We start from the raw sequence: 15,350 nt of genomic DNA, 5'->3' as shown, positions 1-15,350 counted from the left end.
GCGAAGGCAGTGTCTCTACCGTTGCCAGCATTCTACCGCTGGAAGAAGACGCGGCTGTTGCCCAGGCCCGCCTCGCGGTAAAAATCATTCCAGCGGTTGGCCAACCCGCGATCGGTAAAGGGACCGACCGCCACGTGGGGACCCCTAGGGGCGGTGCGCTGCTGCACGCGATCGGGGGGCGTGCCCAGTTGAATCACCTGGCTGCTGAGGTTGCCCAAATTGCTGGCGTCGGTCGGAATCACCACGTAGTAGGGGGCATGGAAAGACTGGCTCACCGGAGGAGCCCCAGCCGGGGGCGGAATGGAGACCCCACCACTGGGGGCGGGCGGTACGCTATAGTCCAGCTCCTGGCCAAACTCCACATTGCCGGGGGCGGGCGGCACCTGGGCTACCCCAGGGGGCAGCGCGGGTACGGGTACCCCTGCGGTGACGGCTGCCTGGGGAAACGCCGCATCGGGCAACGGCGGTAGGTCGCCGTTGGACGCGTAGACATTGCTTGGCATGGCGGGGGTTTGGGCGAAGGTGGGAGCGGCGGCAGCTACCTGGGCCATTTGGGACGCCACTCCCAGGGCCGCCAGGTCAGTCATGCGCTGCTGGGCATTGGCGGACAGGTTGAACCGTCCAGCCTGAATTACCGACTGCCCCTGAAATCGGGTGCGAAAGGCGGTCGGCTCAACCAGGCGCACCTGACTCAGGGTGCGATCGCTGGTGTCGTTGACGTAAATCAGGTATTGCTGACCGCTGGTGGGCACCTGGGGCAGAGCCGTGGTGGGCACCTGGGGCAGAGCCGTCCCAGGCACAGGCACTGTCCCTGCGGGCAGCGGCGGCACCGCCTCGAAGCCCTGGGTAAACCCAGGGGCCACACCCAAAACCGCGACGGCTGCGGCAATTCCAACCGGAATTACGCGGCGCAGCGCGATCGCCGTAGCTCCCCTGGCGGAACGTCCGGACTCAACCGGCCGAGGGTCAGTCCCTTGCCCTAGCTCCCGGCGCTCAGATCCGCCTGGGGGTCCGCTTAATTTTTTTTGCATTGCCATCACGAATCCTGCCCATTACTGATTGGGTGAACCGGCAGACGGTCAAGCATGAATGCCCTATTTGGCCGTCCTCTCTATATGCCTTGAGGATGTTAGCGCAGATTTTAAAAACCGCATCACTCTTTCTCAAACTTTGCGTTAGCCGAGGTTTGGCCTCCCTCTCTGTGATCTCAATCACGGGAAGGAGGGGGCAACATCACCTCAAGGCTCCCTGGGAGTCACCCGTGGAGTGTGTGACATTTCTTACCATGGGGGCAGCTCTGCAACCGTACGTGCTATGGCAAACCCCTGCAGCAAACCCCTCAAAGGCAATCCATTTACCACCCAGCGCGACCCCCACACCGGAGAGTGGCAGGTGGTAAAGACTCGCCCCAGGAGTCGGCAGTAACTCCTGGGGATACAACCTTTCAACCGCTGCAACCCGATGGGCCGGGGGTAATGGCTCTTCCTGCCACCCCCGTTCGATAGAGAGCAGAAACATCTGTCCTGGCTATGTTAGAGCCAGGGTAGCTGGGCTATAGTGTGGCTCACCCTCCCCCGAGATGGGATGCCTTTTACCTTTGCCATGCGCCAACTGTATCCGCCCATTGAGCCCTATCACACCGAGTATCTGTCCGTCTCAGATCGGCATCGGCTCTACCTGGAGCAGGTGGGTAACCCGGAGGGCAAGCCGGTGGTGTTTTTGCACGGGGGGCCGGGCGGCGGCACCAACCCCACCTACCGCCAGTTCTTTGACCCCGAGCGGTGGCGAGTGGTGCTGTTTGACCAGCGGGGCTGCGGCAAGAGTTTTCCCCACGCCGAGCTGGAGGGGAACACCACCTGGGCCCTGGTGGAGGACATCGAAACAATCCGCGTCCACCTGGGTATCGATCGCTGGACGGTATTTGGCGGCAGCTGGGGCAGCACCCTGGCGCTGGCCTACGCCCAGACCCACCCCGATCGCTGCGAGGGTCTGATTTTGCGCGGCATTTTTACCCTGCGCCAGCGCGAGATTAGCTGGTTCTATCAGCAGGGGGCCAGCTACCTCTACCCCGACGCCTGGGAGAACTACCTCGCCCCCATCCCCGAGGCCGAGCGCGATGACCTGGTGGCTGCCTACTACCGTCGCCTCACCAGCGACAGTGCCGAAGAACGGCTGGTGGCGGCCCGCGCCTGGGCGGTGTGGGAGGCCAGCACTAGCAAGCTGCTGCAAGACCCCGGCCTGTTGCGCCACTTCAGCGCCGATGAGTTTGCCGTTGCCTTTGCCCGTATTGAGTGCCATTACTTCGTCAATCGCGGCTTTTTTGCCACCGATGACCACATCCTGCGCCAGGTGGACCGCATTCGCCACATTCCCGGCGTGATTGTGCAGGGCCGCTACGACATTGTCTGCCCCGCTACCACCGCCTGGGAACTGCACCGGGCCTGGCCCGAAGCCCAGTTTGTGATGGTGCAGGAGGCCGGTCACTCCGCCCTGGAGCCGGGCATTACCGATGCGCTGATCGAGGCGACGGACGAATTTGCCCGCCGATGAGGGGTGGATGGGTGGATGGGTAAGAGGGTTAGGTGTGAGTCCCGAATACTCTGAGCGAATGCAATAAAGCCTACGGCTGAGCTGCATCAACGATTGGCCTTTTGGAAATTGAGGTCATGCATCCCAGTTTTGGTATGCCACCCTCCCACCCATCCACCCTCCCACCCATCCACCCATTCACCCCAGCGCCCGCCGCGCAATCCACCGCTGCAAACTCCACAGTCCCCCGGCGACCCCTGCTCCCAGCCACAGGCCATGGCCCAGCTGGGTGTGGCCGTCGAGCAGGCACCAGCCGCCTAACAGCCCCAGGCCCAGGGTGCTGCTGGCCACGGCGCTCAACATGGCCCGCAGAGCACTGTGGGTGGCCACCACCTGGTCGGCCAAGCTATCCGGGGGGGAACCTGCGGCCAGGGCCTTGGCGGCGGCCTGAAACGACTCGTAGCTGGCCGGTTCTACCTGGTAGTAGGTGCCCAAGTCTTCGTCGCGCAGGGCGGCAACGGTGTAGAGGCCAAACTGCTTGGCCTGGGCGATCGCGGCGCGAATTTGGCGCTGGGTGGCCACTGGCCCCAGGGCTTCAAACACCGACTGGCGGTAGACGCCGGTTTTGGCCATCGTCAGCACGCGATCGGTGAGTTCGAGCGGGGAGAACGGGGGAGCATTCACGGGTTAGCAACTCCTGATCTGGCCTGGGCAACTGTGGAAGCAGAAAACTTGTACTACCTGATATTACGAAAAACCAACGCCGAACGCACCCCTCAGGGGACCGTGTTACTGATTGAGTAGTAGCTGATTGTTACGTTACCCGAGAACAGCTATGGCAACGGCACAGAGACAGATTGCGTTAGGGGATCTGGCCCACGGGGCGATCGCCAAGTACCTCAAGCAGGTGGTGGCCTACGAACCGCTAGTGCTGGCCGACACCGACCCTGAGCCCCTCCACCAGATGCGAGTGGGGCTCAGGCGGCTGCGGACCGCCGTGCATGTGTTTGAGGTTGGCCTGGAGTTGCCTAAGGCGGGGCGCGAAGCCAATATTGCTGCGGTGGGGCGCAGGCTGGGCCGCCTGCGCGACCTGGATGTGATTTGGGCCATCCTGCGCGATCGCTATGCTCCCCACCTGCCCAGCCCTGAGCAACAGCGCCTGGGCCTAGGGCTGCTGAAGCTGGCCAAAGAGCGCCACAAAACCTTTAAGCGGGTCAGAAAACTGCTCCGGGGCGATCGCTACACCGAGCTCAAGCAGTCCCTCACCGGCTGGGTCAAAAACCCGATCTATGGCGCGATCGCAGCCCTACCCGCCGACCAGGTGGTCCCCGACCTGGTGCTGCCGCTGGTGAGTCAGCTGTGGCTGCACCCCGGCTGGTGGGTGGGCACCACAGCCCACCCTGGCGGGCTGATCGTCAACCTGCACCTGACCCAGGCCGAAACCGATGCGCTGATCGCAGACCGGGGACCAACCCTGCACAGCCTGCGCAAACAGGTGAAGCGGGTGCGCTACCAGCTGCGTCTGGTCAGCGATCTGTATCCCGGCGCGCTAGAAGCCGACATCGAGCGACTCAGCGCCATGCAGGACACCCTGGGGGACCTGCAGGACAGCACCGTGCTGGAAGACTGGATTGGCGAGGTGGTACCCAACGCCAGGGGCCAAATGCCGACGCTGTTTGCTCTGCTGGGCGATCGCCGTCACGCCGCCTGGCAGCAGTGGCAGGGCTACCAGCAGCATTACCTAGAGCCCGCCCAACGACAGCGGCTGCGGCTGGCGCTGCTGAAGCCGGGGGCACAAGCCCAGGGGTTGGCCCCGGCGGAGTCCTCCAACAGCGATGGGCCGCAACCTCGCCGCAGTCCAGGCGTCGGGAAAACCGCTAACCCCAACCCCAAGCGGCAAAAGGCCAAATCAAAGACTTCAAAAGCTACATAATCCGAAAGCCTGCCTGGCCACCCGCGATTTGGTTGAGGTCAAACAACCGTTTGCCCCTACCGGGTCTCGCTTTCCCTCTGTATCACCCACCCGCCCACCCGCCACCCGCCCACCCGACACCCACCCACCCCCTCACCCCACCCACCCCATCACCCCATAGGCCAGCGCCGCGCTGCCCAGGGGCACGGTCAGGTTGTCGAGGCCGAAGAAGGACAGCGTTTCCAGCAGGGTGGAGGCGATCGCCACGCCCAGGGCCGTACCCCCGGCCACCCCGGTAAACCCCGCCGTAAAACCCAGCACCAAAAAGCACACCAGAAAGCTGGCCACAGCCATCGTCAGGCTGCCCTCCCAGCTTTTTTGATTGCCAAAAATTTTGTAGGTGTGACGGCCAAAGTTTTGCCCGATCAGGGCGGCCAGACCGTCGCCCCAGGTCATCACCAGAATGCCAATGGCGGCGTACTGAGGTAGCCCCAGGGGCCAGAAGATAGCGGTCAGCACCCCAATGCTGAGGGCATAGAAAAACGTTCCCAGACTGTTGCGCCCCACGCCGTTGATGCCCGGCAGAATGGGCAGCCGGTAGGACAGCAACGCCACCCCGCTAAACACCACCGAGGCCGCTATTCCCATCCAGGCGGGGGTGTTTAGCCACCAGGCCAGCAAAATCACGTGCCCGGCCCCAATGTGGACAATTTTGCGGGTAATTTCGGCGTCGAGGTTAGCGGTGCGGCGCAGCCCCTCAGCCGCTCCCCCGACCACCGCCAGCCAGGCAGCTACCAGTCCGATTTGCACAAGCGCAGTAGCCATCATGGCAGGGGAAGCAAGTATAGTGGGATGGAACTTCTAGACCTTACTACACCAGCTTCCTATGGATGCAACCTATATGGAAAAACCCTATCGGCGAGTACTGCTAAAACTGAGCGGCGAAGCCCTGATGGGCGATATGGACTACGGCATCGATCAGAGCGTTGTAGAAGCAATTACCGCCGAAATTGCTGAGGTCACCAAAGAAGGAATTGAGATCGCCATTGTCGTCGGTGCGGGCAACATCTTTCGGGGCATTAAGGGGTCGGCCTCGGGGATGGACCGGGCCACCGCCGACTACATCGGCATGATTGCCACGGTGATGAATGCCATGACCCTGCAGGACTCGCTGGAGCGCATGGGGGTGCCCACCCGGGTGCAGACGGCGATCGCCATGCAGGAGGTCGCCGAGCCCTACATCCGCCGCCGCGCCATTCGCCACCTGGAGAAAAACCGGGTGGTTATTTTTGGGGCTGGCTCCGGCAACCCATTCTTTACCACCGACACTACCGCCGCCCTGCGCGCAGCGGAGATCAACGCCGAAGTGGTATTCAAGGCAACCAAAGTTGACGGCGTCTACGATTCTGACCCTAAACTAAACCCAGACGCCAAGCGCTACCGCACCCTCACCTACGGCCATGTGCTCAAGCACGACCTGAAAGTGATGGACAGCACCGCGATCGCCCTGTGCAAGGACAACAAGATCCCTATCATGGTATTTGACCTGTCGGTGCCCGGTAACATCAAGCGAGCGCTGATGGGCGAACCTATCGGCACGATTGTAGGAGAGGATTGTGATGTCAGTTGACGATATTTTGCTCGAAACCGAAGACCAGATGCAGAAGTCTGTTGAGGCGACCCAGCGCAACTTCAACACCATCCGCACGGGTCGCGCCAATGCCTCTCTGCTCGATCGCATCGAGATCGACTACTACGGGGCCCAGACTCCGCTCAAGTCCCTGGCCAACATCACCACCCCCGACGCCAGCACGCTGATGATTCAGCCCTTCGACGCCGGTAGCCTGACCACCATCGAAAAAGCCATTTCGATGTCGGACGTGGGCCTCACCCCCAACAACGATGGACGAGTCATTCGCCTCAACATTCCGCCGCTGACCAGCGAGCGCCGCAAGGAGTTTGTCAAAACGGCGGGCAAAGTGGCTGAGGAAGGTCGCGTCTCGATCCGTAACCAGCGGCGCGGCGGCATCGACGCCGTGAAAAAGCTTGAAAAAGCCAGCGATATCTCCGAAGACGAGTCGCGGGATGCCCAGGATGAAATTCAGAAGCTGACGGATAAGTACATCGCCAAGCTCGACGAAGCCCTAGCCGCTAAAGAAAAAGACATTATGACCGTGTAGCCCAGTCAGCCATCCGTTGGCCCAGGGCGTGTCATACAAACTAAGTGATGACAGCCCCTAGGTTACGCAGCCCGGCCTGACAAAGTAGGCAAAATGCATGGGATAGCCTTCGGCATAGAGCTTGTCCACCCGATTTTGGGCTATTTCGAGGCTTTGAAAGACGTCCAAAACCGTTTCTTTGCCGTTGGCATAGCGGATACAGAGTTCCCAAACCATAGCGATCTCCCTGGTGGCTATTTCCCAATCGCGGAGGGGCTGACGGCCTGCCAATTTTGGTTGGTCAGGTGTCTTCATCCTAGGTTTACGATGTTGGGATGTACTCCGGGAAACCCATGAACTTTGAGTTTCCGTGAATTTCGGGAGGCCTGAACCCTATGGGGTTGAATCCCTCCGTTTGTTCAGGGCATGGGCCGTTTGCCCCTGCGGGTTGGCCTTGGTTGACGCTTCCCCAAAGCCCTGCTAGATTGCAGGTATGTTTTTGTTCGATCCGCAGCCATGATTGCTTCGGCCCAGTCTTTTTATTTTTGGTGGCAGCCCCCGGTTCACAGGCCGTGAGCACGTTTTGTGTTGCCAACCTTGTGAACCGTGGAGCTTACCCTCTGCGGTTTTGTTTTTTCTAGCCCTAGTTCTGCCCTGATGACGATGCACACCCCGTCCCCTTCGCCCCTCTCTAGCTGGTACTACGCCTTTTTTTACGCCGCCGGGTCAGGCTGGCGCTAGGTTCTCCTACGCCCTTTCCCTGACCCGGAGCCAGCCGCTCCGGGTTTTTTATTGCCCATTCCATGGCTTTGTCTTCTAGTCCTTTATTCCTCTGCTCACCATGAAAGATGCCGCGTTGACCCGTAAATCTGACCCTGACCACCGTTCGGTTGTAGCCCTCTCCGACACCGTCGCCGTGGGTGGCGAAACTCTGCTGATTGTGGGTGGTCCCTGCGCCGTTGAAAGCGCCGCCCAGATGGAGCAGGTGGCCCGCCAGCTCTCTTTTGCCCCCGTGCAGGCGCTGCGGGGCGGGGTGTTCAAGCCGCGCACGTCGCCCTACGCCTTCCAGGGGCTGGGCGAGGCCGGGCTGCGAATTTTAGCTGACCTGCGCCAGCGGTTTCAGGTGCCGGTGATCTCGGAGGTGATGGCGATCGACCAGATTGAACTGATGGCCGACTATGTGGATGTGCTGCAGGTGGGCAGCCGCAACATGCAGAACTTTGACCTGCTCAAGGCTCTGGGCCGCACCCGCAAGCCGGTGCTGCTGAAGCGGGGCCTGGCGGCCACCCTGGAGGAGTTTGTGATGGCGGCGGAATACATCCTCAGCCACGGCAACCCCAGCGTGATTCTCTGTGAACGGGGCATTCGCAGCTTTGACACTTACACCCGCAATGTGCTGGATTTGGGCGCGGTGGTGGCGCTGAAGCAGATCACCCATCTGCCGGTGATGGTGGACCCCAGCCACGCCGCCGGTAAGCGTGAGCTGGTGCCGGATTTGGCTCGGGCCGCGATCGCCGCTGGGGCGGACGGGCTGATTGTAGAATGTCACCCAGTGCCCGATGAATCGGTGTCAGACGCCCGCCAGGCCCTTACCCTGGAGGAGATGGTCCGGCTAGCCCGTAGCCTCGAACCCATTGCGGCGGCCTTGGGGCGTCGCCTAGTTCCTGCGCCCGCAGCGCTGGAGGTTGGCACAGGGGCGATCGCGGCCTAGTACTGGCGGGCAGACATAGGGCAACCATTGCTGAGGGTTTCAGGTACTGGGTTTCAGGTTTCAGGAACGGTTGGCTGACCGATGCCGCAGGGTACTAGGGTGTATCATCGATTTTGGCTACACCCCTTATCCCATCAGCGTTGTCACGGCCGATCTCAAAAACCAGGGTGGAAGCTGTAAGCTCTGATTCTTGGGCTATCAGCACCGCTGCTGGCCTCTCTAAGGGCAGCTATCAGCATCTCCAATGGAAGGCATTAGCAATGGTCGCTGTCATTGAGCTTCATATTTTGTTACAACAATAGGGGAATTTAGGTTGGTATTAACCTCTATGTTCGGTGGCTTTACCGGGTTTCAATCCAAAGGGTCCAATGACTTTGGCGAACGGATGATCAACTCTGTGGCTACCCAGTCGCTGCGGCACCTGTTCAGCCGCAGTGATGCTGTGGAGGTGGAGGTGCGCTGTTCGCCGCCCAGCAAGCTGTTGCAGGGCACGATTGACAGCTTTCGGATGGAGGGGCGTGGCCTGGTCATCCGCAAAGAGTTTGAGGCGGCGGAGATGATGTTCGAGACCGATGCGGTGGCGATCGATGTCGGCTCCGCGATCGGCGGCAAAATTCGCCTGCGCCAGCCCACCCAGGCCGTGGCCCAGGTGGTCCTCAACGAAGACGCCATCAACCGCGCCTTTGAGGCCGAGCTGGTGCGCCAGCACCTGGAGGGGGTTACCGATGACGCGGTGACCTCCCTTTCCGGGGGCGACCCGGTGACTTTTCGGGATATCCACATTACCCTGCTGCCTGAGCAGGCCGTCAAGATTACCGCCAAGACCGATTTGCCCAACCGCAAGGATGTGCCCATTCAGCTGCTGGCTAAGGTCACGGTGGAAAAGCGGCGACGAATTATTTTTGCCGACGCTGAATTTTCGCCGGAGGGCATCTCCGAGGACATGATCCCGCTGTCGGCCACGTTGACCAGGGGGTTTGCCGAGGTACTGAACCGCATGGTGGACCTGGAGCGCTTTAACCTGGATGGTGTCTTGCTGCGGGTGAACCGGCTCGAAACCAAGGGCCGACAGCTGGTCTTTAGCGGCTATGCCCAGATTGAGCATTTTCCCGGCATGGTTTAGAGGTTTCAGGCGAGGTTTCAGGTTTACGGTTCAAGGGGTGGCCTTATACCCTGTGCCTTGAGCCGCAAACTCAGCCAGGCCGTATTATAGGTGGGGCTTAGGTTGGGGCATCGGCATTATGGGTAACTGGTTTGTGGCGGGGGGCATTGTGATGTGGCCGCTGCTGCTGTGTTCGCTGCTGACTCTGGCTCTGGCTGTGGAGCGGGGCTGGTTTTGGCTGCAGATCAGTCGCCAGCAGCGGGGGCTGGTAACCCAGGTGCTGAACACCTTTAGCCAAAATCCCCAGCGGGCGATCGCCAAGCTCAAGCAGCACCAGCAGTTGCCCATTGCGCGAATTTTTCTGGCGGCGCTCAGCCTCGGCGATGCCACCCCAGAGGAGTTTCGGCTGGCTTTGGAGAGTGCCGCCCAGGCTGAGCTGCCCCTGCTCAAACGGTTCCAAACCCTGTTTGAAACGGTGGTGGGGGTGGCCCCGCTGCTGGGGTTACTGGGTACTGTGCTGGGTCTGATGCAGGTATTCGCGACCCTGCGCCTGGGCGAAACCGGCGGCCCAGCGGCCAGCGGCGTCACCTCGGGAGTGGGGGAAGCGCTGACCTCAACGGCGGCGGGGTTGGTGGTGGCCCTGGTGGCGCTGCTGCTGGCCAACCTGTTTCAGGGGCTATACCGCCGTCAGCGGGCGTTTCTTCAGGAGGCGGGGGGCAAGCTCGAAATTCTCCACCGCCGCGCCCTGCGCCAGGGCACCATCAGCTCCACGGTCTTTTTGCCGGGGCAGCTGCCGTGAGCGATCGCCCCCGCCCCCCCGCCCAGTCCGCTTCGCTGCCCCAGTCCGCTTCGCTAATCGTGATTGGCGCTGGTGCGGCCGGGCTGTTTGGGGCGATCGCCTGCGCCGAGGCCAACCCCAGGGCATCCATTCATATTTTCGAGGCGGGCCGCGAACCCCTGGCCAAAGTGCGAATCTCCGGCGGCGGGCGCTGCAATGTCACCCACGCCTGCTTCGACCCCGCCGTGCTGGTCACCCACTACCCGCGCGGCAGTCGCGCCCTGCGCGGCCCCTTCAGCCGGTTTCAGCCCCGGGACACGGTGGCCTGGTTTGAGCAGCGGGGGGTGCGGCTCAAAACCGAGGCCGACGGCCGCATGTTCCCGGTCACCGACGACTCGGGCACGATTGTGGACTGTCTGCTGGGGGAAGCCCGGCGGCTGGGCATTCGCATTTACACCGGCCAGGCGATTGCCCACATTCAAGCCGAGGACCCCGGCTTTGGGCTGACCACCCGGGCCGGGTCCGAGTGGCGCTGCGACCATCTGCTGCTGGCCACCGGCAGCAGCCCCAATGGCTACCGGCTGGCCCTCCAGCTGGGCCACGACCTGGTGCCGCCCGTGCCCTCGCTGTTTACCTTCAACCTGCCCGATCCGGCCCTGCGCGAGCTGGCGGGGGTCTCGGTCGAAAACGTGCAGCTGCACCTGGCCCTGGAGGATGCCCCCACCCTGACCCAGAGCGGCCCGCTGCTGATTACCCACTGGGGGGTGAGCGGCCCGGCGGTGCTCAAGCTCTCGGCCTACGGGGCCGTGGGCCTGCACCGTCAGCGCTACCGGGCCACCCTGACGGTGAACTGGCTGCCCGCCCTGAAGCAGGACCAGGTGCGGCAGACCCTGCTGAGGCTCAAGCAAGATCAGGGCAAGCGCCAGGTGGCAGCGTTTTCGCCCTTCCCGGAGCTGTCGCGGCGGCTGTGGCAGTACCTGGCCCAGCGCCGGGCCAACCTGGGCCCCCGGCTGAACTGGGCCGACCTGTCGAAGGCGCAGCTCCAGGTGCTGGTGAACGAGCTGACTCGGGGCGACTACAACATCGCTGGCAAGGGCGTTTTCAAAGACGAGTTTGTCACCTGCGGCGGCATTCCCCTGGCCGAGGTTAACTTCAAAACCCTGGAGAGCCGCCGCTGCCCAGGGCTATACCTGGCGGGCGAAATTCTCAATATCGACGGGATCACGGGCGGGTTTAACTTTCAGAACGCCTGGACCACGGGCTGGCTGGCGGGGCATGCGATCGCCGCCCAGGGACGCGACTAGCGCCGGATTTGTTGCCTCAAAAAACAGCCTATCGACCGGGGCAGGCACTCCCTGCGACGGAGCATTGCCCCCCGCCCCCCGCCTACAGTGAAAGCCACAGGTTAGGGGGCAAGGCATGACTCTTACAGCGGTAATTGTGTTGGGGCTGATCGCGATCGCCCTGGGTTTCGGTTTGCTCGGGTTTCTGCGTTGCTGGCGAGAGCAGGGGTACGACCTCCAAGACAAAGGGGTTTTGATCACTGGCGGCTCCCGTGGGCTAGGGCTGGTGATGGCGCGCCAGCTCGTTGATGCTGGGGCTCGGCTGGCGATCTGCGCCCGGGATGAGGCCGAGCTGGCGCGGGCGCGGGCCGACCTGGCGCAGCGGGGCGGAGAGGTTTTGGCGCTGATCTGCGATGTGACCAACCAGGCCCAGGTGGATCAGATAGTGCAGCAGGTCAGCGCGCACTTTGGCGCGATCGATATTTTGATTAACAATGCCGGTACCGATATCGTGGGGCCATTCGAAAATATGGCCATGCAGGACTATGACGACCTGATGCAGCTACATTTTTGGGCACCGCTCTACGCCACCTACGCAGTTTTGCCTGAGATGCGCGCTCGCCGCGCTGGCCGCATTGTCAACATTTCCTCGGTTGGTGGCAAGGTCGTGTCGCCGCACATGGTGGCCTACTGTGCCAGCAAATTTGCCCTCACCGGGCTGTCCGCAGGCATGCGGGTCGAACTGGCCCAGGCGGGCATTGCTGTCACCACCGTCTGCCCCGGCTTGATTTACACAGGGGTCAACGATCACGCGCTGTTCAAGGGCCAGCGCCAAAAAGAGTACGCCTGGTTCAGCATTAGCGAGTCGCTGCCGCTGCTCTCTGCCAGCCCAGAAAAAGTGGCCCGGGAGGCGATCGCCGGACTGCGTCGGGGGGCGGCCGAAGTGGTGGTGCCGCTGCCTATCTTGCTCATGGCCCGCTTCTACGGTGTGTTCCCAGGGGTGATGGCCAGTCTGTTGCGCTGGGGGAACTGGCTGCTGCCGGGGCCAACCGAGGACGGTGACGCCAGGGCCTTTGGCCGGGACAGCCACTCCGCCTGGGCCCCGTCGTGGTTGACCTCCCTGAGCGATCGCGCCGCCCGCCGCAACAACGAGCTGCCCGTCAATGAACCTAAGGCCGCTCCCCCGGTGACGCCCGGGGGCAGCCGCGAATCGTCGCCCGAGGGTCAGGCGGTCAACGACCTGTAGCGGTCGCCCTAGGGAGAACTCAGGGGCGCAACGCCGGACAGCTCGATGGGCATGATCACCGTGAAGCTGGAACCCTGCTCGACCAGCGATGACACAACGATTTCGCCCTGCATCAACTCCACCAGCTGGGAGACGATCGCCAGGCCCAGCCCGGTGCCCTGCTCGGTGGTGGTAGTGGTGGGGTGAATGCGGTAGTAGGGTTCGAAAATGTACTTTTGCTCCCCCTGGTCAATGCCAATCCCGCTGTCGCTGACCTCGATCGACCAGCGGTTGTCGGGCAGAGTGTCTGCCGTGACGGCGACAAATCCCCGGTCGGTGTAGCGAACGGCATTGCTCAGCAGGTTGGTCAAAATTTGCTGCAAGCGCAGGGGGTCAGTTTGCACGGTTTGAGGAGCGCGATCGCAGTCAACCCGCAGGTCTAACTCCTTGTCGCGCACCAGGGGTTCGACAATTTCGATCACCGACTGGATCAACTCTTGGGGGGCAATGGCCACCACCTTTAGCTTGATTTGGCCATCCCCCTGCTGGAGCTGGAGCGTGTCGTTAATCAGCCGCAGCAGCAGCCGTCCACTGCGCAGCACGCGCTCAATGCTTTCTAAATGAGTGTAAGACTCGTCCAGGTCCGCTTGCTGCTGCTGCCGCAGAAATAGATCGGCGTAGCCAATAATTGAGGTGAGGGGCGTTTTAAGTTCGTGGGTGAGTTTCGACATGTTGTCGTGGCTGGCCCGCACCAGGCGAGTTAGCTCTTGATTGGTGAGCTGCATCTGGGTTCTGAGTTTATTTAGCTCCTCCATGCGGCTCTGGGTATAGCTGTCAAAACAGCGGGCGATCGCCTCATCCACCACGGTATCGATCAGTCGAATGGCCCACAGCACATCGGCTGGGGAGGCCTGCACCAGATCGGCTTCCAATTCTGAAAAAATCACCGATCGCAGCAGGCGATATTCCCGCGCAATTTCGGCCGGTTCAAACCCCTGCTCAGCCCGAATCAGGCCATGCTCTAGACTGGCCTCATCAATGACTTGATAGTTTTCTGGATCGCTGTGGGCCAGCATATCGGCCAGGGATTCGAGCACCCTGGGCAAACTGTCGCGCACGGCATTAAAAGTCAATTCGTTGGTCGCCTCAATCTCCTGATCGTTGAAAACAGAGTTGATCCACAGATCAATAATGGTGTCGCGCTTTTGATTCAGAATGGTGCTGAAATCCATTTTCATAGAGGGGAGGCCGACCCAAAGCGAGCGCCCCCACCCTACCTCAGGGCAATCGGCCGGGACATCTGGTAAAAGGCATAGAGCAAAACGCCCCAGGGCTCAGTCGTGAACCGTCGCGAACGGTTTTGCCCCGCCCCCGGTGTCACCCCTGCGGGGGTGCTTACCCAGGCGACGGCTCTGGAGTATGGTTAAAACTGCCCATTAACTGGACTATTGCGGCTCTATGGCGACCCATCGCGGAGGCTGGTCACTGGATCGTCGCGATCCTCACTTTATTCAAGCTTTTCAGCCGCTGTGGGGCTGGCTCTACGACCATTACTTTCGGGTGCAGACCCAGGGGTGGGAGCGGATACCGGCGGGGCAGGTGATGCTGGTGGGCTCCCACAACGGCGGACTGGCCGCCCCCGACATGTTCATGATGATCTACGACTGGGTCAGGCGCTTTGGCCCCGATCGCCCCGTTTACGGCCTGATGCACCCCAAGGTGTGGCAGGCAGCGCCGCCGTTGGCCAGTCTGGCGGAACGGGCCGGGGCGATCGCGGCGCATCCCAGGATGGCGCTGGCGGCCCTGGACTGCGACGCCAGTCTGCTGGTCTATCCCGGGGGCGCGCAGGATGTCTTTCGCCCCTACAGCCAGCGCGATCGCATTCATCTGGGCGATCGCCAGGGGTTTGTCAAACTCGCCCTCCAGCGCTCCCTGCCCATTGTGCCGGTGGTCTCCTGGGGGGCCCACGCCACGCTGCTGGTGCTGGCCGACATCTACCCCCTGATGACGCAGCTGCACGACTGGGGCATGCCCTGGTTTTTGGGCATCGATCCAGACGTGTTTCCGGTGTATTTGGGCCTGCCCTGGGGCATCGCCTTTGGCCCGGTGCCCAACATTCCCTGGCCCCAGCCGATCGCCACCCATGTCGGCAAACCCCTGTACTTCGAGCGCTACGGTACCGAGGCCGCCCGCGATCGCCCCTACGTCGAGGCCTGCTACCACCGCGTCCGCGACCAGATGCAGCGCGACCTCAACGAGCTAATCGCCAAACACGACAGGCAATCTGCACCTTAACTCCAGCCAGTTGTGGGGTGGGCAGTGCCCGCCAGCGGGGAAATTGTTTTCCAGAAGCCACCTGAAATCGGGACGGGACGCACGACTAGAGCGTCGGTACAGTATCTGTTTTGTAGCGGGGCTAGGGGCATGCGAGCCACAACTGCGGCAGTAAGCCAAAAGTGCTACTGGGGCCATTTCGCTGGCCCCAGACCCCCCGCTTCGCACGGCCTTTGGCCTACGACCAGGGGCGTCGCCCCTACTGGGGCGCAAATACAACTATTGGCCGCCCTGGACCCGACGGAAAGGAGCGATCGATCATCGGTTTAAACCTTTGTACTGCCAAGGAATCGGTAGGGATCTGTAGACCCTGCAGT

At 61.9% G+C, this 15,350-nt stretch carries 15 protein-coding genes; 10 read left to right on the top strand and 5 right to left on the bottom strand.

The genetic code is table 11. The annotated features are described in order from the left end of the window. Positions 1-32 precede the first annotated feature (32 nt). The gene (locus NF78_RS07765) at positions 33-1,031 is read right to left on the bottom strand and encodes a hypothetical protein (RefSeq protein ID WP_156119696.1); all 999 of its coding nucleotides are present in this window, start codon (positions 1,029-1,031) and stop codon (positions 33-35) included. Between the two features lie 553 nt (positions 1,032-1,584). On the opposite strand from NF78_RS07765, the gene pip reads away from it, so the two are divergent. Further along, positions 1,585-2,550 (top strand): prolyl aminopeptidase, encoded by a 966-nt coding sequence (gene pip, locus NF78_RS07760; protein ID WP_318655452.1) that lies wholly within the window; start codon positions 1,585-1,587, stop codon positions 2,548-2,550. Positions 2,551-2,727: 177 nt separating this feature from the next. Here the strand turns inward: pip and NF78_RS07755 are convergent, their stop codons facing one another. Continuing rightward, on the bottom strand, positions 2,728-3,213 hold the full coding sequence (locus NF78_RS07755; protein ID WP_035985618.1) for a hypothetical protein: 486 nt from the start codon (positions 3,211-3,213) through the stop codon (positions 2,728-2,730). Between the two features lie 151 nt (positions 3,214-3,364). On the opposite strand from NF78_RS07755, the gene NF78_RS07750 reads away from it, so the two are divergent. Further along, positions 3,365-4,462, top strand: a complete 1,098-nt coding sequence (locus NF78_RS07750; RefSeq protein ID WP_052049966.1) for a CHAD domain-containing protein — start codon at positions 3,365-3,367, stop codon at positions 4,460-4,462. Positions 4,463-4,594: 132 nt separating this feature from the next. Here NF78_RS07750 and NF78_RS07745 read toward each other — a convergent pair whose 3' ends face one another. Then, positions 4,595-5,266, bottom strand: coding sequence for an SEC59/DGK1/VTE5 family protein (locus tag NF78_RS07745; RefSeq protein ID WP_318655451.1), 672 nt, complete (start codon positions 5,264-5,266; stop codon positions 4,595-4,597). Positions 5,267-5,327: 61 nt separating this feature from the next. Between NF78_RS07745 and pyrH the strand changes: the two genes are divergently transcribed. Beyond that, the gene (pyrH, locus tag NF78_RS07740) at positions 5,328-6,071 is read left to right on the top strand and encodes a UMP kinase (protein WP_412768521.1); all 744 of its coding nucleotides are present in this window, start codon (positions 5,328-5,330) and stop codon (positions 6,069-6,071) included. Beyond that, the gene (gene frr / locus NF78_RS07735; protein WP_035985615.1) at positions 6,061-6,621 is read left to right on the top strand and encodes a ribosome recycling factor; all 561 of its coding nucleotides are present in this window, start codon (positions 6,061-6,063) and stop codon (positions 6,619-6,621) included. The genes pyrH and frr overlap by 11 nt, the downstream gene beginning before the upstream one ends. A 57-nt stretch (positions 6,622-6,678) precedes the next feature. Here the strand turns inward: frr and NF78_RS30970 are convergent, their stop codons facing one another. Further along, positions 6,679-6,837 carry a family 2 glycosyl transferase gene (locus NF78_RS30970; protein WP_156119695.1) on the bottom strand — a complete coding sequence of 53 codons (159 nt, stop codon included), beginning with the start codon at positions 6,835-6,837 and terminating at the stop codon, positions 6,679-6,681. Between the two features lie 604 nt (positions 6,838-7,441). On the opposite strand from NF78_RS30970, the gene aroF reads away from it, so the two are divergent. The 5 genes from aroF (at position 7,442) to NF78_RS07710 (ending at position 12,720) form a co-directional block, all read left to right on the top strand. After that, positions 7,442-8,311, top strand: coding sequence for a 3-deoxy-7-phosphoheptulonate synthase (aroF, locus tag NF78_RS07730; RefSeq protein WP_035985614.1), 870 nt, complete (start codon positions 7,442-7,444; stop codon positions 8,309-8,311). A 313-nt stretch (positions 8,312-8,624) separates the two neighbouring features. After that, positions 8,625-9,434 (top strand): DUF2993 domain-containing protein, encoded by an 810-nt coding sequence (locus NF78_RS07725; RefSeq protein WP_263970566.1) that lies wholly within the window; start codon positions 8,625-8,627, stop codon positions 9,432-9,434. Positions 9,435-9,552: 118 nt separating this feature from the next. Next, on the top strand, positions 9,553-10,212 hold the full coding sequence (locus NF78_RS07720; protein ID WP_035985612.1) for a MotA/TolQ/ExbB proton channel family protein: 660 nt from the start codon (positions 9,553-9,555) through the stop codon (positions 10,210-10,212). Further along, positions 10,209-11,495, top strand: coding sequence for an NAD(P)/FAD-dependent oxidoreductase (locus NF78_RS07715; protein ID WP_225885251.1), 1,287 nt, complete (start codon positions 10,209-10,211; stop codon positions 11,493-11,495). Before NF78_RS07720 ends, NF78_RS07715 begins: the two co-directional genes overlap by 4 nt. Positions 11,496-11,610: 115 nt before the next feature. Continuing rightward, positions 11,611-12,720 (top strand): SDR family NAD(P)-dependent oxidoreductase, encoded by a 1,110-nt coding sequence (locus NF78_RS07710; protein ID WP_072016018.1) that lies wholly within the window; start codon positions 11,611-11,613, stop codon positions 12,718-12,720. Between the two features lie 8 nt (positions 12,721-12,728). On the opposite strand, the gene NF78_RS07705 is transcribed toward NF78_RS07710, so the two are convergent. Then, positions 12,729-13,937 (bottom strand): sensor histidine kinase, encoded by a 1,209-nt coding sequence (locus NF78_RS07705; RefSeq protein ID WP_197064789.1) that lies wholly within the window; start codon positions 13,935-13,937, stop codon positions 12,729-12,731. Positions 13,938-14,157: 220 nt separating this feature from the next. Here NF78_RS07705 and NF78_RS07700 point away from each other — a divergent pair, with 220 nt between their 5' ends. Next, entirely contained in the window at positions 14,158-14,994 is an 837-nt protein-coding gene (locus NF78_RS07700) for a lysophospholipid acyltransferase family protein (RefSeq protein WP_035985611.1), read from the top strand. Positions 14,995-15,350: the final 356 nt, after the last annotated feature.

This window comes from Leptolyngbya sp. KIOST-1, assembly GCF_000763385.1.
Lineage (GTDB): Bacteria > Cyanobacteriota > Cyanobacteriia > Phormidesmidales > Phormidesmidaceae > Nodosilinea.
This window is presented reverse-complemented; position numbering and strand designations above follow the sequence as displayed.